This is a genomic window from Burkholderia sp. FERM BP-3421, assembly GCF_028657905.1.
GTDB lineage: Bacteria > Pseudomonadota > Gammaproteobacteria > Burkholderiales > Burkholderiaceae > Burkholderia.
Map to the genome: position 1 here is coordinate 365,727 of NZ_CP117782.1, position 17,001 is coordinate 382,727.

At 63.1% G+C, this 17,001-nt stretch carries 18 protein-coding genes, 1 tRNA gene and 1 pseudogene; 15 read left to right on the forward strand and 5 right to left on the reverse strand.

Features of this window, described 5'->3' with window-relative positions; genetic code table 11:
* Nucleotides 1-12: 12 nt before the first annotated feature.
* The 10 genes and pseudogenes from Bsp3421_RS17905 (at nucleotide 13) to Bsp3421_RS17950 (ending at nucleotide 6,792) form a co-directional block, all read left to right on the forward strand.
* Nucleotides 13-1,071, forward strand: a complete 1,059-nt coding sequence (locus Bsp3421_RS17905) for a porin (RefSeq protein ID WP_274002080.1) — start codon at nucleotides 13-15, stop codon at nucleotides 1,069-1,071.
* A 38-nt stretch (nucleotides 1,072-1,109) separates the two neighbouring features.
* Nucleotides 1,110-1,499: a BON domain-containing protein gene (locus Bsp3421_RS17910; RefSeq protein ID WP_274002082.1), complete on the forward strand. Its 390-nt coding sequence runs from the start codon at nucleotides 1,110-1,112 to the stop codon at nucleotides 1,497-1,499.
* A gap of 44 nt (nucleotides 1,500-1,543) precedes the next feature.
* Nucleotides 1,544-2,875 (forward strand): serine hydrolase domain-containing protein, encoded by a 1,332-nt coding sequence (locus tag Bsp3421_RS17915; protein WP_274002084.1) that lies wholly within the window; start codon nucleotides 1,544-1,546, stop codon nucleotides 2,873-2,875.
* Nucleotides 2,876-3,192: 317 nt separating this feature from the next.
* Nucleotides 3,193-3,266 (forward strand) — tRNA-Cys (locus tag Bsp3421_RS17920).
* Between the two features lie 501 nt (nucleotides 3,267-3,767).
* The gene (locus tag Bsp3421_RS17925; protein WP_274002086.1) at nucleotides 3,768-4,082 is read left to right on the forward strand and encodes a hypothetical protein; all 315 of its coding nucleotides are present in this window, start codon (nucleotides 3,768-3,770) and stop codon (nucleotides 4,080-4,082) included.
* Between the two features lie 151 nt (nucleotides 4,083-4,233).
* Nucleotides 4,234-4,638 (forward strand): PAAR domain-containing protein, encoded by a 405-nt coding sequence (locus Bsp3421_RS17930; protein WP_274002089.1) that lies wholly within the window; start codon nucleotides 4,234-4,236, stop codon nucleotides 4,636-4,638.
* 4 nt (nucleotides 4,639-4,642) lie between these two features.
* Nucleotides 4,643-5,135, forward strand: a pseudogene (locus Bsp3421_RS17935) (DUF4123 domain-containing protein).
* Nucleotides 5,128-5,607: a hypothetical protein gene (locus Bsp3421_RS17940; RefSeq protein ID WP_274002093.1), complete on the forward strand. Its 480-nt coding sequence runs from the start codon at nucleotides 5,128-5,130 to the stop codon at nucleotides 5,605-5,607. Before Bsp3421_RS17935 ends, Bsp3421_RS17940 begins: the two are co-directional and overlap by 8 nt.
* 115 nt (nucleotides 5,608-5,722) lie before the next feature.
* A complete protein-coding gene (locus Bsp3421_RS34040) occupies nucleotides 5,723-6,082 on the forward strand; it encodes a restriction endonuclease fold toxin 5 domain-containing protein (protein WP_337995307.1) in 360 nt (119 codons plus the stop codon).
* A 2-nt stretch (nucleotides 6,083-6,084) separates the two neighbouring features.
* Nucleotides 6,085-6,792, forward strand: coding sequence for an immunity 52 family protein (locus tag Bsp3421_RS17950; protein WP_274002095.1), 708 nt, complete (start codon nucleotides 6,085-6,087; stop codon nucleotides 6,790-6,792).
* Nucleotides 6,793-6,920: 128 nt separating this feature from the next.
* On the opposite strand, the gene Bsp3421_RS17955 is transcribed toward Bsp3421_RS17950, so the two are convergent.
* Nucleotides 6,921-8,050 (reverse strand): IS3 family transposase gene (locus tag Bsp3421_RS17955; RefSeq protein ID WP_443111402.1). Its coding sequence is split into 2 segments (ribosomal slippage): nucleotides 6,921-7,789 and nucleotides 7,789-8,050, totalling 1,131 coding nucleotides; the frame shifts between segments, so codons are not numbered across the junction.
* A 214-nt stretch (nucleotides 8,051-8,264) separates the two neighbouring features.
* On the opposite strand from Bsp3421_RS17955, the gene Bsp3421_RS17960 reads away from it, so the two are divergent.
* The 3 genes from Bsp3421_RS17960 to Bsp3421_RS17970 all read left to right on the forward strand — a co-directional run bounded on the left by Bsp3421_RS17960 (nucleotide 8,265) and on the right by Bsp3421_RS17970 (nucleotide 12,270).
* The gene (locus tag Bsp3421_RS17960) at nucleotides 8,265-8,546 is read left to right on the forward strand and encodes a TIR domain-containing protein (RefSeq protein ID WP_274004259.1); all 282 of its coding nucleotides are present in this window, start codon (nucleotides 8,265-8,267) and stop codon (nucleotides 8,544-8,546) included.
* A 162-nt stretch (nucleotides 8,547-8,708) separates the two neighbouring features.
* Complete coding sequence (locus Bsp3421_RS17965; RefSeq protein ID WP_274002096.1) at nucleotides 8,709-11,069, forward strand: GH92 family glycosyl hydrolase; 2,361 nt, start codon at nucleotides 8,709-8,711, stop codon at nucleotides 11,067-11,069.
* 565 nt (nucleotides 11,070-11,634) lie between these two features.
* Nucleotides 11,635-12,270: a LysE family translocator gene (locus Bsp3421_RS17970; protein WP_274002098.1), complete on the forward strand. Its 636-nt coding sequence runs from the start codon at nucleotides 11,635-11,637 to the stop codon at nucleotides 12,268-12,270.
* A gap of 75 nt (nucleotides 12,271-12,345) precedes the next feature.
* Here the strand turns inward: Bsp3421_RS17970 and Bsp3421_RS17975 are convergent, their stop codons facing one another.
* Both Bsp3421_RS17975 and Bsp3421_RS17980 read right to left on the reverse strand, forming a co-directional pair.
* Nucleotides 12,346-12,843 (reverse strand): GAF domain-containing protein, encoded by a 498-nt coding sequence (locus Bsp3421_RS17975; RefSeq protein ID WP_274002100.1) that lies wholly within the window; start codon nucleotides 12,841-12,843, stop codon nucleotides 12,346-12,348.
* 86 nt (nucleotides 12,844-12,929) lie between these two features.
* Nucleotides 12,930-13,838, reverse strand: a complete 909-nt coding sequence (locus Bsp3421_RS17980) for a LysR family transcriptional regulator (RefSeq protein WP_274002102.1) — start codon at nucleotides 13,836-13,838, stop codon at nucleotides 12,930-12,932.
* A 126-nt stretch (nucleotides 13,839-13,964) separates the two neighbouring features.
* Between Bsp3421_RS17980 and Bsp3421_RS17985 the strand changes: the two genes are divergently transcribed.
* On the forward strand, nucleotides 13,965-14,831 hold the full coding sequence (locus Bsp3421_RS17985) for a pirin family protein (protein WP_274002104.1): 867 nt from the start codon (nucleotides 13,965-13,967) through the stop codon (nucleotides 14,829-14,831).
* Between the two features lie 201 nt (nucleotides 14,832-15,032).
* A complete protein-coding gene (locus Bsp3421_RS17990) occupies nucleotides 15,033-15,521 on the forward strand; it encodes a GNAT family N-acetyltransferase (protein WP_274002107.1) in 489 nt (162 codons plus the stop codon).
* Between the two features lie 131 nt (nucleotides 15,522-15,652).
* On the opposite strand, the gene Bsp3421_RS17995 is transcribed toward Bsp3421_RS17990, so the two are convergent.
* Both Bsp3421_RS17995 and Bsp3421_RS18000 read right to left on the reverse strand, forming a co-directional pair.
* Nucleotides 15,653-16,519, reverse strand: a complete 867-nt coding sequence (locus Bsp3421_RS17995; protein WP_274004260.1) for a cytochrome c oxidase assembly protein — start codon at nucleotides 16,517-16,519, stop codon at nucleotides 15,653-15,655.
* A gap of 10 nt (nucleotides 16,520-16,529) precedes the next feature.
* Nucleotides 16,530-16,979, reverse strand: coding sequence for a copper chaperone PCu(A)C (locus Bsp3421_RS18000; RefSeq protein ID WP_274002109.1), 450 nt, complete (start codon nucleotides 16,977-16,979; stop codon nucleotides 16,530-16,532).
* Nucleotides 16,980-17,001 lie beyond the last annotated feature (22 nt).

Here is a 17,001-nt window from a genome sequence, read left to right on the forward strand (position 1 = left end):
CGGAGGAGACAGATGAAAAAGATGATGGCGGCGGCGCTGATCGGCGTGCTGTCCGGTGCGGCTCACGCGCAGTCGAGCGTGACACTGTTCGGCAAGATCGGCGGTGGCGTCCGTTGGGTGAACGGCATGACGGGCGGCAGCCAGATCGGCTTCAACAATAACATCATCGCCGGCAATGAAATCGGCATTCGCGGCCGGGAGGACCTGGGCGGCGGCATCAAGGCGCTGTTTGTGCTGGATGGCGCGTTCAACAGCGGCACCGGCGCGCTGAAGAGTTCGGGGACGCTGTTTTCGCAGGCCGCGTATGTGGGCCTGATCGGCGATTTCGGCCGCGTCACGCTGGGACGCCAGTTCAGCGCGGCGGCGGATCTCGGTATCGCGCTCGATCCGCTGGGCGGGCGCGGGCAGTCGATCGCGGTCGAGCCGGGCGTATTGTTCGTCGGCAATCCGTTCACGCTCGATTCGCGCTTCAACAACACGATCAAGTATCTCGGGCAGACGGGCGGGCTGCGGGTCGGCGCGAGCTATTCGCCGGGCGGCGTGGCGGGGGCGTCACGGGCGGGCACGAGCTATTCGGCGGCCGCGATGTATACGCTCGCCAGCCTGACGGGGGGCGTGTCGTACGCGAAGACGTACAGCCCCGACGGCAGGCAGTCGGCGCAGACGATCCTGACGGGCGGCACGCTGCAGCTGGGGCGCGCGCGTTTCTACCTGAGCTATGCGTCGCTGAACGTGACCGCGAATACGGCCGGCGCGCCGTCGCGGCGCGACGATATCCCGTTGTTCGGCATCGTCGTGCAGCCCGTTCCGTCCGTGCAGTTGAGCGCGGCCGCGTTTTACGACCGCGCGCGCAATCTCGGCAACGCGCCGAACGCGGATGGCCACAAGCTGACGACCTACGCGATCGCCGAGTACTTCCTGTCGAAGCGGACAAGCCTGTATGTCGAGGTCGACCGCAACGGGATGACGGGCGCGTACATGCGCGACCCGACGACGATCGCGGCGCTCGGGCTGCGGCCTGGCGCGAGTGCGATGACCGGCGTGTCGATCGGCCTGATGACGCAGTTCTGACGTTTTCTTCACTCGACTTTCCGGAGTCTCATTCGATCATGCGTACTTCATTCCCCCTCGTCGCGGCGCTATTGACGGCCGCGTGCTGGACCGCCGTCGCGCATGCGCAAGCCGATGCGGCGAGCGCGGCGGCGTCGATGTCGGCGGACGCGCCGACCTCCTCGCAGGCGTCCGCGCCGGACAGCCTGTCGGCGGCGCAGCGCAAGGAGGCCGACCGCAAGCTTCAGCGCCGTGTCGGCGCGGCGCTCGCGCGCACGCGAGAACTCAACGCGACGCGGATTCTCGTGCGCGCGCGCGATGGCCAGGTGACGCTGACCGGCTCGGTCATGGAGACCAGTCAGGCGAGCCTCGCGGCGGCCGTCGCGCGGCGCGTCGCCGGCGTCGCGTCCGTATCGAACCAGTTGCGCATTGACGGGCCGGCGCTGTGACACCGCGCCGCGGCTTGCGTTCATCCCATGACGGAGTCCATTCCATGCGATTTCATCGATGTTTTTCCCCCGCGCCGCGCGCCGGCCGGCTCGCCGGCGCGTGCATGCTGGCAGCTTGGCTCGCGTTCGTCGGCGTGACCGCGCGCGCGGCGCCCGATCCGGCCACGGGCGTGATGCAGGGCTTTCCGCCACCGGCCGATCAGGTCGTCGACAAGGCGAACGTGTTCACGCCGGCTCATCTGCGCTGGGCGTTGCGCAATACCCGGCTGCTTGCACCGACCGCGGGCATCCGGCATGCGGCCGGGCCGATGCCGCTGCCGGAGCATCCGGCGGCGGGCCTCGATGCGCTGCCGGTGACGATCGGCGGCGAAACGCTGACGCTGGACGCGTACCTGCGTGCGACGCACACGGACGGCTTCATCGTCCTGCAGCGCGGCCGGATCGTATACGAACGCTATTTCGATGGCTTCCGGCCCGATGAGCCGCACGCATGGGCGTCGATGACGAAGTCCGTGACGGGGCTGCTGGCTGCGCAACTGATCGAGGCGGGGGTGCTCGATGCGGACGCGCCGCTGTCGCGCGCGGTGCCGGCGCTTGCCGACACACCGTTCGGCAGCGCGACGCTGCAGCAGAATCTGGATATGGAGGTGCCGGCCGCGTACGCGCCGGGCGTGCCGCCCGATCTGGGGCTGTTCGGCGCGGTCGGGCTCGTGCCGCGCCGCGAAGGCGCGCCGGCCAGCATCGTCGAGTTCCTGGGGACCGTGCAACGCGTGCCGGATGCCGCGCCGGGCAGTGTGTGGTTTTATCAGAACGGATCGCCGGAAGCCGTTGCATGGGCGATGCAGCGCGCGACGGGGCAGTCGTGGGGCGCGCTGGTCGAGCGGTGGCTTTGGCGCGACTTCGCCGAGGACGACGCGTATGTCGCCGTGGATCGCAACGCGATGGCGATGGCGAGCGGGGGCCTGTATACGACGCTGCGCGATGCCGCGCGCTTCGCGGAGCGCGTGCGCACGGGGCTGGCCGGTGTGCCGGGCATGCTGCCCGCGTCGACGATCCGCGCGGCGCTGCAACCCGCGCGCAATGCGGCGCTGTTCGCGAAAGGCAATGTGGTGCCGGGCAAGGACGGCTTCTCGTATCGCGACTATTGGTATCAGGTGAACGACGGCGATGGCTCATTCGCGGCGGCGGGACGATTCGGCCAGTCGATATGGGTCGATCCGAAAGCCGCGTTGACGATCGTCAAGTTTTCGTCGTCGCCCGATTTCACGCCGCGCGCGCGTGATGCGCGAAGTGACGCCGTGCGGCCGCGCGTCGCGCTCGAACGCGGCGATGCATTGAATGCGGTTGCCCGGGCGCTCGTCGGCCGTTTGCCGTGATGCGGACGCGGCGGCGCCGATCTGCGGGGGCGGCCCGATAAAAGTCCGGCGGTCGATGCATGCGGGGTCGATTTCTTTATCGCGGGGGCTTGCCAAGTTACTCAGACTAGTCCATAATTTATTTTCTTGATTCGGCGGGGTTTGAAAAAAGCCCATAAGAATCAAGTACTTGGAACGTGATTGGGTGGCTCGGCCCCCATGTCGCATCAAGGGAAGCCGGGCTTCCCTTTTTGTTTGGCGAGATCGTCGATCTCCTCGTTCATATCTGAGGGTCGTTGCAGGAGGTATTCAATGCAGCGGTTTCTCAGTCCGCTTTTGGCGCGATAGCAAAGCGGTTATGCAGCGGCCTGCAAAGCCGTTTAGGCCGGTTCGACTCCGGCTCGCGCCTCCAGAACAAGCCCCGCTTCGGCGGGGCTTTTCTTTTTTCTGCTTAGCTTTCATTTCCGTAAGAAAATCGCCTGGAGCGGTACAAAGTCGTCACTAACCACTCAAGAAACACGCGCAACCACTCTTAAGTCGGTTCTTTGGCCGTATAGGTGAGTTCGCACTGTACATTGCGACCAAGCGATTACGGCCTTCCGGAACGTGGGAATACATCATCCGACGTTCACAGCTCCTACCAAAGCCATTTTCCCTGACGTTCCAATCCGAGGAAGAGGGTGACGCGTACGTCGCCCGACTCGAACAACTGCTCGACGCCGGCATCGTTCCGGCGGACGTTGTCGAGCAGCGAGATCTGATCTCAACCACGCTCGACGCCGTTCGCGAGTATCTGCGTTGCGTATCCGTGCCTGATTCCGACGCCCAGGTGTTAAGCACGTTGCTTGGCCGGCTACCATCGAAAGCGCTATCGACCTTGGACTATGAATGGGCCGAGCGGTGGGTGACAGGCATGAAGCACGAGCATCATCTATCGTTGTCGACGATTCGCCACAATGTCGGTGCGCTCGCTCGCTGTTTCGACTGGGTGGTCAAATCAGGGACGCCGATGCTTGCCGTCAAGCTGCTGCGGCTGTTGCCGAAGCGATACGCGACCTATACGGATGACGATCGAGTAGCTGTCGAGGCGCAAGACGTTGCTGCGAAAGGCGATGTGCATCGTGATCGCCGGCCGAGCGAGGCAGAGGAGGTCGAGATCCGCCGAATCATGTCCTGTGGAACGCCCCAGGGCCGCGAGCGGGCGCTAGCACCTCTGAACACGAGCTGAAGAATGAACACGGAACTGAATCATTTGCACTCGAAAAGCTTCGTCGCATTATCAATGTCGCGCTAGAGGAATAGCAAACGACGCCGAAGATGCCGCCGCGTTTCCGAGAGTGGTACATTGCCGCAAAGCAAAATTCGAGAGGGCCACGGCAATGAGATCGATCATTTGCCAGGGTGACACCACGTCCCACGGCGGGCGTGTGCTTGAAGGGAGTGAAAGCTACACGCTTTACGGACGCCGAGTTTCCGGCGTCGGGCACATGGTGCTGTGCCCACAATGCAAGGGCGTGTTTCCCATACTGCCCGACACGCTCGGCCGACGCGTCCCTCACCAGATCGCCGGCCGCGACACAGCGGTCGAGGGAATGCGCACCGCGTGCGGCGCGACACTCATCGCGCAAGATGCGAACGGCACACTCGATGACGTAGGCGCGGGAACGCCGACGGCAGGCGTGGCCGCTGCCACCTCAGCGCCTCCCGCCCCCTCATCTACCCTTTGCCTCGAATGCCTGCAAGCGGCGGCCCGCGACGCCCTCACCATCGTTCCGCGTGGATGACAGCATGCAGACAATCGATCGCCAGTTCGAACGACAACGAGCGCATAGCGCGCAAGAGATGCATCTGTACGCCTTGGTCGACGGCCTCCTATGCGCCGGCGCTACGCCCCAGGTCATGCTCAGGCGCTCGTCAGCGGCCATCGCGCTGTTCGACGGCACGGACGGACGAATCGCTGGCCGACGCCGGCCCCTGGCTGCTCGACGCAACGCCAGCGCAATCTCGGCACCCGCTCCGCAGACTTGCGAACTCCGATTCGGGGATCTCCTGGCTGATCAGCACTACGTCGATCGCCACCCTCGCCGATGAGCTGCGCGACCGCCTCGACGTCCGATTGCCGGACGGACGCACGGCGCTGTTCCGTTTCTATGACGCACGCATCGCGCCCGATCTGTCACGGCTCATGGATCCGATGCAACGCCATCGGTTCTTCTCCGTGGCGTGCAACTGGCATACCGAAGTCAACGGCACCTCGATGGAGATTTACAGGCATGCTTGAGCTATCCCCAGAACAGCTCGCGAGCCTCGCCGACATCGACGCAATCAACTACGTCGCGCGCATCCGCTCGGATCTCGTCAGCGCTGACGCTGGGCTGTCGGCCGACGCGACCCTATCCGCGCGCCTCTGGTCCGCGTTTCGAGTCGCGCGCGACTACGGCATCACAACGGACGAAAACACGTCGGCATTCCTTCGCATCGAGGCGTACAGCCCGGGCTTTTACAGCAAGCCCGCGACCCGCGCGTGGCTGACTCGCCCTGGCGCTACGGCCGATTCACGTTTTCATGACTATTTGAGGGTGCTGCGCTGGCGCATCCAGCATCCGGAATTCAAGGGGGGAGCCCTAGATGGCGAGTTTGGTGGTGACGGGAATAGAGGCGGCGGTAACCGAATTGGGGCCGCTCTTGGCTCGCGCTGGCGTAGCCTTGTTGGGTGGGGCCGCGGTCGGGGGAACGGCAAGCCTGTCGGGTGACACGTCGAAGGACAACAGCAAAGCGACCCCGATGACGCGAGCCGTACCGCGCACCGGCGACAGTTGCAAGAAATGCCCGCCAGACTTGGGACTCGCCCAGCGACGCAATTCCCAAATGAATGCCGCGCCGCGCGAATACCAAGGCCGAATCACCGGCCGGCCATTCAGTGTTGAGGAGGGCTGGAGCGAGGAATGGGTCTGGCTTGAGACCGACTTTGACGGCTTCCGCTCGGAAGAATGCTTGCAGCAAGAAGCCAAGGGCGACTATGACCAGTTCTTTGATCCCCTGACAAAAAAGCCGCTCAGGTGGTTCAAAGGAATCGATCCACTCGTCGTAGGGATCGAAACCCGAGCCGACAAGGTACACGCGAATCCGCCTGCTCGGCTCATGTACTATTTCCAAACACCAATGACCGCCGCGTACTTACGCACCACGCTGGCGGAAAACGGCATTCCGTATATCGTCACCGGCTGATCATGAAAATTACGTCACGCTTCCGAGACCCACAACAGGACGCCACAGACCTGCCGCGTGCTTTCGGCCGCCTGGGCGACATTGCCAAGGCGATCCACGAGGCGACACCGCAATTCTCGACGTGGTACTTAACCGGCAACTCGAAAAAAGAAGCGCTGCTGTATCCCGCGTTCGAAGATTGGCATGCGACGACGGCCGCATTGGCCGTGCTGCGGACTGAGTTTGAGGGCGCGGAACAGCGCGCACAGATGATCTCGCTATGGGACGGCGGCGATGACGAACAGGCCGGCGCGAAACTCACCTTCCTGATCGCCCCCAAAACGCGCCCGAAGAAAATCGAGGCGGACTTCAATGACGAGCGAGCGCTGTCCATCGACCAGGCGCTCGACGTCGTTCGAGCGATGGTCGCGACTACCGCACCGGCATACATCACCGTCGAGCCGCACGGGTATGCCGAAAGGCAGGTATTTGACGACAAACCGGGAGTGGGCTGGATGCTTTATCTACCCATCAAGATCACTCAGCGCCAACTCCCTGAAGCGCGCGCTCTCGTACCTGTCGTCGTGGACGACCAGACGGCGGGCACGGTCATCGTTAGCGTAGCTGACGATGTGTTCTCGATCGACAATCCCGAACATGTCGAGATAGCGAACCGAATCGAGATCCGGCTCGCCGATCAGGATTTACTCCCTACATACACGAGCGTGTGAGGCGACCACAACTCGCGCCGACTCGCGGGTCAGGATAGCCCCACCGGCTCAGCCGCATCGTTCCAGCTGAAGATGATCAACTCGCGTCGATCGACCGCCTTGATCCGCTTGGGTTTCCCGGACCAGATCTAGAGCGAGTTTTCCGGCGTTTCGGGTCTGGTTGAACCCGGCAAAGGCATCAGCTGACGGGCGAATTCAGCTGGTGCCAACTCTTTGAGAGCAGAGTGAGGACGGCTCTCGTTGTAATCCCGGCGCCAGGCCTCGACGATCGCTTTGGCTTCGCCCAACGTCTCGAACCAATGTAGGTTCAAGCACTCATCGCGGAATGATCCGTTAAACGTCTCGATGTGGCAATTGTCCGTCGGCTTGCCCGGTCGGCTGAAGTCGATTTTTGCTTGGTAGTGGTACGCCCACATATCGAGCAGGCGCCCGGAAAACTCGCTGCCGTTGTCGACAAACAGATGCCGCGGAGCGCCGCGCCGAGCGGCGATTCGGTTCAATGCGGATACCACGTGTTCGCCTTTCAAGCGTTGCCCCACTTCGATCGCCAACGCCTCCTTCGTGAACACATCCACGATCGTCAAAGTGCGAAATTTCGAGCCATCAGCAAGCTGGTCAGCCACAAAATCCATACTCCAAGCGTCGTTTGGCCTGACCGGAACGATCTTCGCCACGCGCGTCACCACCATCTTTCGTCGCTTCGGCAATTTCGAGCGCAACTGCAACTGCTCTTCGCAATACAACCGGTACGCCTGATTCCGACCCAACTGCCAGCCTTCCCGGCGCAGCAGTACATGGACGCGTCGATACCCGTAGCGCACACGCGTATAGGCGATCTCGCGCATACGTGAGCGCAGTTCTGGGCGAGGGTCCTTGATGCTTTTGTAGTACTGAACGCTGCGCGGTTGCTTCACGAGCCGACAGGCCCGCCTCATCGTCAATCCGTAGTGGCTCACCACGTAATCCACCACGTCTCGTCTCAGCGCGGGCCGGGCCACTTTTTTGCAGCTACGTCTTGCAAGATGGCCTTGTCCAAGCTCAATTCGGCGACCAGCTTCTTCAGCCGCGCATTCTCGTCCTGCAACTGCTTGAGTTCGCGTACCTGATCAGACTGCATCCCGGCGTATTGTTTCTTCCACCGATAGAACGTCTGTTCCGAAATACCGACCTGCCGGATCACATCGGCCACCGGCATCCCCAGTTCGGCTTGCTTCAGCACTGCCACAATCTGTTCGATCGAAAAGCGTTTCCGTTTCATGACAAACGACCTCCTGGTTCAGGGTCAAGCCAGGGTGTTCAGTTCGAACAGGGTTAGCCAGCAACAGACGTTGGCCCGTTCCTTCACCTGGACGTTCGAACGTCGGCTCCGCTCAGATTAGGGACCTTTGTCCTTGGATCATGTCGCTCGCGTTTCTGACGTCTCCATGCAGCCAACGCTCGTTGCCTGCAGTGTGCCAGCGCTAATTGGGAAGATGGGGGGCGCAGCGTTGTCGGAATGCTGGGCCGCGACCACGCATGAACAACAGCAACCATGTCGACCTGTACAGCATGCCCCCGACGACAAGAGTAGGGCGACAGTGGCCAGCGCGGACGAACCCGAGCCCCGAGCACGCCAGAACGTGATCCTTGAGCTCCGCCATTTCGCGGCAAAGCCCGGGGGCGGACATGTCTGTGCATTGCGCCGGGGGAATGTCGAAATTCCGTCCGACTTCACCGAGGCCGCTCTTCGAAATTACAGCGGTCCGAAAAAATGAGACAGGTCATGCCTACATTTTTCCAACAACCATATTCGACACATTTTGTTTAGCAAAACAAACGAAAAATTAGGGAGACATCTAGTAGTTGATAAACGCACCGATCAGTAATATTCCGTAACATGATGAAAGGAACAGCGATTTCCGAAGAGGAGACCAAAGATGAGAAACAACACACGCTGGATAGTGACCGCAATTGCAGTCGCAATGCTGAACGCCGGTTGCGGGGGGGATACGGTTGACAGTACGCCTGCCGGTAATTCTCCAACGCGCCCCGGCACACCATCGAATCCGGGCACACAGCCTACTCCAGGCTTGCCGTCCAATCCGGGCACGCCGCCTACTCCAGGCTCGCCGTCCAATCCGACGCACCCCGTCAAGGATTTACAGTTGACGCGCTACGTCGACCCGATGATCGGCACGGATCAGGTGCCGCCTATCGATCCTGAAATTGCCAAATCCGAAACCCATCCTGAAGATTTGCTCGGCGGTTTTACAACGCCTGCTGCCTCGTTGCCGTCCGGCATGGTTCAGTGGGGACCGGATACCCCACCTGTTCCCGATGTGTGGAGTCCACCCGGTTATCACTACAGTCAGACAGAAATCACCGGTTTCAGCGTCACGCACCTGAGCGGTGTCGGTTGTAGCGCCGGAGGCGCATTGCCAATATTTCCGACCGTCGCCGGCCAAGACGGTCCGGCGTCGTTCAAGCATTCGAACGAGACCGCGAAACCCGGCTACTACAGTGTGACCTTCGACAACGGTATCCGTACCGAACTGACGGCAACGTTGCGTTCCGGCGCCGCACGTTTTGCATGGCCGGACGGCAAGAGCGGTCAACTCAACATTTCGGCTGAAAGCACCGCAAACGCGGGTGATGGGGTAATTTCACTCGATCCGAATGATCCGAAAGCGTTGCAAGGTACGCTGACAGGTGGCGGTTTTTGCAATAACGGTCAGACTTACACCATCAATTTTTATATTGAATTTGATAAGGAGTTCAAATCAAACATAAGCGGCGACAACGCACAATTGACTTTTCCATCGTCGAAACCAGTGAACATGAAAGTCGGGATTTCGTACGTCAGCGTCAAAAATGCGAAGGATAACTTGCAACAGGAAAGTGGATCCCAAACGTTCGACCAACTTGTGTCGCAGGCCGATGCAATATGGAACCAGGAACTGAATGCAATTCAAGTAACGGGCGGTAGTGACGAGAATCTGAAGAAGTTCTATTCATCGTTATATCATGCGCTGCTTGCTCCTAGCATTTTCAACGATGCAGACGGCGAATATCTGGCGGTGGACGGCACAACGGCCAAGGTGCAAGCGGGTCACAACCACTACACGACGTTCTCCACCTGGGACATTTACCGTTCGCTGATGCCGATGATCGCGTGGCTCAAGCCGGCTGCCGCAAGTGACATGATGCAGTCGCTTGTCGATGACGCCAACGTGTGCGGCGGCAGTTTCCCGAAATGGGTCGAAGCCAACACGACTAGCGACGTGATGCCAGGTGACGGAGCCTCCATTCTTGTAGCGCAGAGTTATATGTACGGTGCGACCGGCTTCGATACGAAAAGAGCATTGTCGATCATGCTCGATACGGCAAATGGTGTCGCCACTTCGTGCAACGGAATCACCGCCCTCCCGGGACTTTCCGATTACATCAAGTATGGCTATTTGCCCCCGGAAACGATCAGCAACGGCCCCGCATCGACGACACTGGAGTATGCCGTTACGGACTATGCTGTTTCTCGTTTCGCGCAGGCGCTTGGCGACGACAATAACGCCGCAAAAATGCTGATGCGTTCGACGAACTGGAAAAATCTGATCAAACCGTCTACCCGCGCTCACAACGGTACAACGTTGCCGACGCTGTCCGATCGCACTGGCGATGGAAAATGGACGGCGAACTCGTACAAGGAAGTTGAAGGCAACGTTGAACAATACACGTGGATGGTACCGTTCGACATTCCCGGTTTGATCAACATCCTGGGTGGTGATAGCGCAGTCGTTCCCCGGCTCGATATGTTCAACCTCTTCCTGAACGCCGGCGAAGGCAGCCAGCACATGTGGATCGGCAACGAACCGTCGTTCGCGACGCCGTGGATATACAACTGGACGAGTCGCCCGGACAGGACACAGAAAATCGTGCGCCAAATCGTCAATCAACAATACACGACGGCCGCATCCGGTCTGCCGGGCAATGACGACGAAGGTGCAATGTCTGGATGGTTTGTGTGGGCGGCGCTTGGACTTTATCCGGAAGTCCCGGCTGTACCGGGTTTTACGCTGACAGGCCCTTTATTCCAACATGCGCTGATCAAACTCGGCAACGGTAATACGCTGACGATTGACGCTGACAACCCCGACTTCACCTACGTCAAAAGCGCCACACTGAATGGCGCTGCGTTGAACAACACGTGGCTTGACCTCGAGCAGGTCAGGAATGGTGGCGCACTTGCTTTCGGCCTCAGCGATGCGCCTACGACATGGGGACGTCCGCCTGTGGCACGGTGATTTTTCAGCGGGAAAAACTGCGTCGCATGTATTTGTCGCAATTGTATATCCATCAAATAAATGCGTTTTTTAATTTTAGTACTTGACCGGCCTCTATTGTCCCCTTACTCGATCCGGGGCAATTTCGTGGCGGGTGTCTGCTTGTTGGGCACCCGCTCTTTTTTATACTGCCGAAGATGCGATGCTGGCACGAGAAATGTGCGCAGGATCAGACGGATATTTTTCGACGAGAATTTATCACATCCCGTTGAAGCAATGTGCCGCCCTCAACGAGTCGAGGGTCGGGAGCGGAAGTCCGCGAAAGTGATAGGCCTAGGTTTTGGCGTAGCTTTCTGATCAAAGCCACGTCAGATAAGGCGAAGTTACCGATGCATCATCGTCGACTGCAAGTTGCCTTGCAACTGGGCGACAGGAGAAGTGCGGAAACCCGCTGCGAGCGGGCTTTTCTTTTTTCATCGCCCTCCGCCGCCTCCGCATGAGCCCCGCCGCGGGACGGCGAGCCGGTTCGCGAAGTGCGCTATGCTGCGGATTCACGCCGGCCCGCCTCAGTCAACAGGAGTACGCAATGTTCCCCGCAGAAATTCTCGCCGCCTATCTCGCGGCGTGCATGGTCATCGTCATCTCGCCGGGACCGGACAACATCCTCGCATTGAGCCGCGGCCTGAGCCAGGGCGCGGCCGCCGCGGCCACCTCGTCGCTGGGCGCGGCCGTCGGCATCATGGTGCATACCGTGGCCGCCACGTTCGGCCTGACCCTGCTGCTGCAGACGAGCCCCTGGGCGTTCTGGGCCGTCAAGCTGATCGGCGCGGGCTACCTGATCTACCTCGGCATCAAGGCGTTGCGCTCGCGCGATCTGATCTCGATCCGCGCCACGGATCGCCTGCCGTTGCCCACGGTCCTGCGCACGGGGATCCTGTCGAACGTGCTCAATCCGAAGCCGGGCCTGTTCGTGATCGCCTTCCTGCCGCAGTTCGTCAGCGCCGGGCGAGGCTCGGTGCAGGTTCAGATGCTCGTGTACGGCGCGATCTTCGCAGTCAGCACGTTCGTCGTATTCACGCTGCTCGGCGCGTTCGCCTCGCGGCTGTCGAAGTGGTTGCTCGCGCATCCGAAGGTCACCGCCCACCTCAATACCGCCGCGGGGATGACGCTGATCGGCGCGGGCCTGCTGGTCCTCTCGCTGCGGACCCGCGCGGCGCGTTGACGCGTCGATGCGTTCAACCATGAAAAAGCCCCGCTTCGGCGGGGCTTGGTTTTTCAACGCGGACGCATGGCCGGCTCAGCGCCCGCGCTCCGCGCATTCCACGAACACGCGGCACAGCGCTTCCATGCCGCGCGCATCGTCGTCGTCGAAGCGCGCGAGCAGCGGGCTGTCGACATCCCATACGCCGAGCAGCGTGCCGTCGGCCGCCACGAGCGGCACCACGATCTCCGACTGCGACGCCGAATCGCAAGCGATGTGGCCGGGGAATGCGTGCACGTCGCGCACGACCTGCGTCTCGCGCGACTGCGCGGCGGCGCCGCATACGCCCTTGCCGAGCGGAATCCGCACGCACGCCGGCTTGCCCTGGAACGGGCCGACCACCAGTTCCCTGCCGTCGTGGAAGTAGAACCCCGCCCAGTTGAGGCCCTCGAGCGCGTGATACACGAGCGACGAGAAGTTGGCGGCGTTGGCGACGAGATCGGTCTCCGTCTCGAGCAGCGAACGCGCCTGTGCGACGAGTTCGGCGTAGAGCGCGGGCTTGGACGAGGGCAGGTTGTCAGGCAGTGCGAACATGAGGGATGACCAGAGTGGGAGGGGCGCCGCATCGCGCGCATGGAGCGCAGTCTAAGCGAATTCCGCGATGCGCGCGGTGGCCCGCGTCAATCGGGATCGAGCGCCGCGAATCGCTGCGCGAGGAAATCGAGCAGCGCGCGCACCGACGGCAGCAGGCCGCGCCGCGAAGCGTACACCGCATGCACGATCTCGCGGCGCGGCGCCCAGCCGGGCAGGATCCGCTGCAGCGCGCCGTGCGCGAGCGCGTCGCGCACCAGCAAGGTCGGCAGCTGTACGATGCCGACGCCCGCCACGGCGGCCGCGCGCAACGCGGGCATGCCGCGCGTCACGAGCCGGGGATGGTGCAGGATCGTCGCGCGCGCGCCGTCCGGGCCGAGCAGGGTCCAGGCGTGATCGTCCTGCGGCGTGCCGAGCGCGAGGCTCGGCAGGTTCGCGAGATCGGCCGGCACGCGCGGCATGCCGGCCCGCGCCAGCAGGTCAGGGCTCGCGACCAGACACTGGCCGCGCTCGGCCAGCGCGCGCAGCACCAGATCGCTGTCCTCAAGCGGCGGCGGACGCACCCGGATCGCGACGTCGATCCCTTCGCCCACCACGTCCACGCGGCGATTGGTCTCTTCCAGATGGATCTCGACGTGCGGGCAGTGCGCCATGAACGCCGCGAGCATGTCGCCCACCAGCGTGTCGAGCAGCGCCACCGGGCAGGTCACCCGCACGATGCCGCGCGGCTCCGCGTGCAGCAGCGCGATCGCCTCGTCGGCCGCGTCCGCCTCGACCAGCATCGCGCGACAATGCGCGTAATAGGTCTGGCCGACATCCGTCACCGCGAAGCGGCGCGTCGAGCGCTGGATCAACCGCATCCCGATCCGTTCCTCGAGCAACGCGATCCGGCGGCTCAGCTTCGATTTCGGCAGGTTGAGCGCCCGGCCCGCCGGCGCGAAGCCGCCGTGGTCGACCACCTGCACGAAGTAGTAGAGGTCGTTGAGGTCTCGTGTCATTCATCGTTCACCAGATGGAACGCTGCGTGTGATTATTGCAGCCTACCGATTCCATCGTTCTGATTATATTGTTCTATTCATGGCGCGGGGCTTCCGCTCCGCCGGTGAACCCCACAGGAGAACCACATGAAGAAGATCGTCGGCGTGTACAGCGCACCGCGTTCGCATTGGGTCGGAGATGGTTTCCCGGTGCGCTCGATGTTCAGTTACGACAGCCATGGCGCGCACTTGAGCCCGTTCCTGCTGCTCGACTACGCGGGGCCGGCGCAGTTTCCGCCGGGCACCCATCGCCGCGGGGTCGGCCAGCATCCGCACCGCGGCTTCGAGACGGTGACCATCGTTTACGAGGGCGAGGTCGACCATCGCGACTCGACGGGCGCGGGCGGCCATATCGGGCCGGGCGACGTGCAGTGGATGACGGCGGCAGGCGGGATCCTGCACGAGGAGTTCCATTCGGAGCAGTTCACGCGGCAGGGCGGCACGCTCGAAATGGTGCAGCTGTGGGTGAACCTGCCGGCGAAGGACAAGCTCGCCGCGCCCGGTTATCAGACCCTGCTCGACACGCAGATTCCGTCGGTCGCGCTGCCGGACGAGGCAGGGCGGGTGCGCGTGATCGCGGGCGAGTTCGACGGGCATCGCGGCCCGGCGCGCACCCATACGCCGATGGACGTCTGGGACGTGCGCCTGAACCAGGGCGGCCGCGCGCGTTTCGAGATCGCTGAAGGTCGCACGCTCGCGCTCGTCGTGCTGCGCGGCACGGTGCTTGTCAACGGCGCGGAAATCGCGCGCGAGGCGCAGCTCGTGCAGTTGGCGCGCGAAGGCGACGGGGTCGAGATCGAGGCCAACAACGACGCGACGCTGCTGCTGCTGAGCGGCGAGCCGATCGACGAGCCGATCGTCGGTTATGGCCCGTTCGTGATGAACAGCGAGGCGGAAATCCGTCAGGCCGTCGACGATTTCAACAGCGGCCGGTTCGGGCGCATGCCTGCGTGAAAGACGCCGGCCCCGCATGTCGCGGGGCCGGCGGCCGCGTTTCGGCCGCGTTTCGGCCGCGTTTCGGCCGCGTTTCGGCCATTCGGCCATTCGGCGCGCGGCGCGTACGGGGTCGCCCGGCTGGCGCGCGCGGGACATCGCGGCATAATGCCCGGCTAGGCGCCGCGATCCGTGCGGCGCGTGCCCAGGATTTTCTTCGTCATGAATGCCTCTGCCGTTTCGTCATCCCATGTGTCCGCCCTCTCGTTCGAATGGCGTTGGAGGCCGTTCGCGGCGCTGTCGCCCGTCGAGGTCTACCAGATCCTGTCGGCCCGCAGCGACGTGTTCGTGGTCGAGCAGAACTGCGTGTACCGCGACATCGATCATGCGGACTTCGACGCCTGGCATCTTGGCGCGCACGATGAAGCAGGGCAGCTGGCGGGCTACTTGAGGGTCTTGCTGCCGGACGCGACGGAGCCCGACATCCGGATCGGCCGGGTGCTGACGACGCAGGCGTTTCGCGGCATGGGCCTCGGCAACCGGCTGCTCGCCGAGGCGCTCGAACGGATTCGCGCGCAGTGGCCCGGCACGCCGATCAGCCTGCATGCGCAGGCGCATCTGCAGAAGTACTACGGCGCGTTCGGATTCGCGCCCAGTTCCGAGGTGCACGACGAGGACGGCATCCCGCACGTGTGGATGCGGTCGGCCTGACGCGGTCGGCCTGACGCGGTCGGCCTGACGCGGTCGGCTAGACGCGGTCGGCCAGACGCGGTCGGCCAGACGCGGTCGGCCAGACGCGGTCGGCCAGACGCGGGGCGCGGCGGCGCGCCCCGCGCGCGCCGTCAATGCGGCGCGGCCGGCACGGCGCCGCGCTGCGGGCGCGCGTCGCGCTCGTTGCGCAGGCGGCCGCGCGCCGACAGGCGCATCCAGTGGCGCAGCGCGATCAGCGCGCCGATCACGCTCATCATCGAGCCGGGGATCCACAGCAGCAGGCCGCCGATCTGCTGGTCGCGCAGCGGGCTCAGCCAGGTGAACGCGCGGCCGCAGATCGAATACACGGGATACAGCTCGTGCGGCGTGAAGAAGATCAGCGCGCCGAGCACGATCTGCGGCGGGATCGCCGCGACGATGACCAGGATCCGCCGTCCCGGCGCAAGCCGCGCCGGCGGGGCGGGCCGTGGATCGAGGACGAGCCACCAGAACAGCAGCCCGTCGATCACCATGCTCCAGTTCATCACGCGATAGAGCCGCCAGTCGAGCATCGCGATGAAGTGGATCGGCGAGAGCAGCCAGAAATAGATCAGCCCGACGAACAGCACCACCGCGACGACCGGATTGAACACGACGTCAAGCGCGATCCGCACCGGCTTGAATGCGAGCGTGGGGCCGACGAAGCGGCGTCGCCACGCGGCCGGGATCCCCGCGCGCAGCGCGGCGCCCGGATACGACAGCGCGATGAAGAATGGCCCCAGGTGGTGCAGCACGAGGTGCTGCGCGCGGTGCATGAAGAACTCGTGTTCGAAGAAGTAGTCGAGCCGCGTGTGCAGTGCGACGTACAGCGCCGTGAGCCCGAGCCAGAACGAGAAGCGCCGCAGCGGCGAGACTTTCGCCTTGCGCGCGCCGCGGATGAACAGCACGGCCGCGACGAGGACCGCGATTACCACGGTCGGCGACGGCTCCCACGGTTCGAGCCAGTACAGGAGTTCCATCACGCGAGACTTACTTGGTGGTCTGCGCGGGCGACTTCACGGCGAACGGCGTCTCGAGCTTCTCGCCGTCGGAGAACGTGAGGCGCAGGTGCACGGTGTCGCCCGGCTTGATCGCGTGCTTCGGTTCTTCGAGCATGAAGTGGTAGCCGCCCGGCGCGATGTCGACCTTGCCGCGCGCGGGGATCGTCAGCTTGTCGACCATCACCATCTGTTGGGTCGAGCCGTTCGAGACGGTCTGGTGCAGCATCGTCATCCCGTATTCGGGGCTGTCGACGTCGACGAGATCGATCGGCTTGTCGCTGGTGTTGACGAGGGTCACGTAGCCGGCGGCGGGCAGCTTGTTCGGCAGCCAGCGCACCCAGGCGTTCTGCGCGCTGATCGCGTCGGTGCCGCCCGCGTAGGCGTGCAGGCTCAACGACAGGGTGGCGAGCGCGGCGAGGGTCTTCAGTTTGGTCGACATGGCGGGGACCTTTTCGGTGAAT

Excerpts from the sequence above, each read along its gene's own strand:
- Bsp3421_RS17905 (WP_274002080.1), top strand. The coding sequence starts at position 13 with ATGAAAAAGATGATGGCGGCGGCGCTGATCGGCGTGCTGTCCGGTGCG.
- Bsp3421_RS17910 (WP_274002082.1), top strand. The coding sequence starts at position 1,110 with ATGCGTACTTCATTCCCCCTCGTCGCGGCGCTATTGACGGCCGCGTGC.
- Bsp3421_RS17915 (WP_274002084.1), top strand. The coding sequence starts at position 1,544 with ATGCGATTTCATCGATGTTTTTCCCCCGCGCCGCGCGCCGGCCGGCTC.
- Bsp3421_RS17925 (WP_274002086.1), top strand. The coding sequence starts at position 3,768 with ATGAAGCACGAGCATCATCTATCGTTGTCGACGATTCGCCACAATGTC.
- Bsp3421_RS17930 (WP_274002089.1), top strand. The coding sequence starts at position 4,234 with ATGAGATCGATCATTTGCCAGGGTGACACCACGTCCCACGGCGGGCGT.
- Bsp3421_RS17940 (WP_274002093.1), top strand. The coding sequence starts at position 5,128 with ATGCTTGAGCTATCCCCAGAACAGCTCGCGAGCCTCGCCGACATCGAC.
- Bsp3421_RS34040 (WP_337995307.1), top strand. The coding sequence starts at position 5,723 with ATGAATGCCGCGCCGCGCGAATACCAAGGCCGAATCACCGGCCGGCCA.
- Bsp3421_RS17950 (WP_274002095.1), top strand. The coding sequence starts at position 6,085 with ATGAAAATTACGTCACGCTTCCGAGACCCACAACAGGACGCCACAGAC.
- Bsp3421_RS17960 (WP_274004259.1), top strand. The coding sequence starts at position 8,265 with ATGGGGGGCGCAGCGTTGTCGGAATGCTGGGCCGCGACCACGCATGAA.
- Bsp3421_RS17965 (WP_274002096.1), top strand. The coding sequence starts at position 8,709 with ATGAGAAACAACACACGCTGGATAGTGACCGCAATTGCAGTCGCAATG.
- Bsp3421_RS17970 (WP_274002098.1), top strand. The coding sequence starts at position 11,635 with ATGTTCCCCGCAGAAATTCTCGCCGCCTATCTCGCGGCGTGCATGGTC.
- Bsp3421_RS17975 (WP_274002100.1), bottom strand. The coding sequence starts at position 12,843 with ATGTTCGCACTGCCTGACAACCTGCCCTCGTCCAAGCCCGCGCTCTAC.
- Bsp3421_RS17980 (WP_274002102.1), bottom strand. The coding sequence starts at position 13,838 with ATGACACGAGACCTCAACGACCTCTACTACTTCGTGCAGGTGGTCGAC.
- Bsp3421_RS17985 (WP_274002104.1), top strand. The coding sequence starts at position 13,965 with ATGAAGAAGATCGTCGGCGTGTACAGCGCACCGCGTTCGCATTGGGTC.
- Bsp3421_RS17990 (WP_274002107.1), top strand. The coding sequence starts at position 15,033 with ATGAATGCCTCTGCCGTTTCGTCATCCCATGTGTCCGCCCTCTCGTTC.
- Bsp3421_RS17995 (WP_274004260.1), bottom strand. The coding sequence starts at position 16,519 with ATGGAACTCCTGTACTGGCTCGAACCGTGGGAGCCGTCGCCGACCGTG.
- Bsp3421_RS18000 (WP_274002109.1), bottom strand. The coding sequence starts at position 16,979 with ATGTCGACCAAACTGAAGACCCTCGCCGCGCTCGCCACCCTGTCGTTG.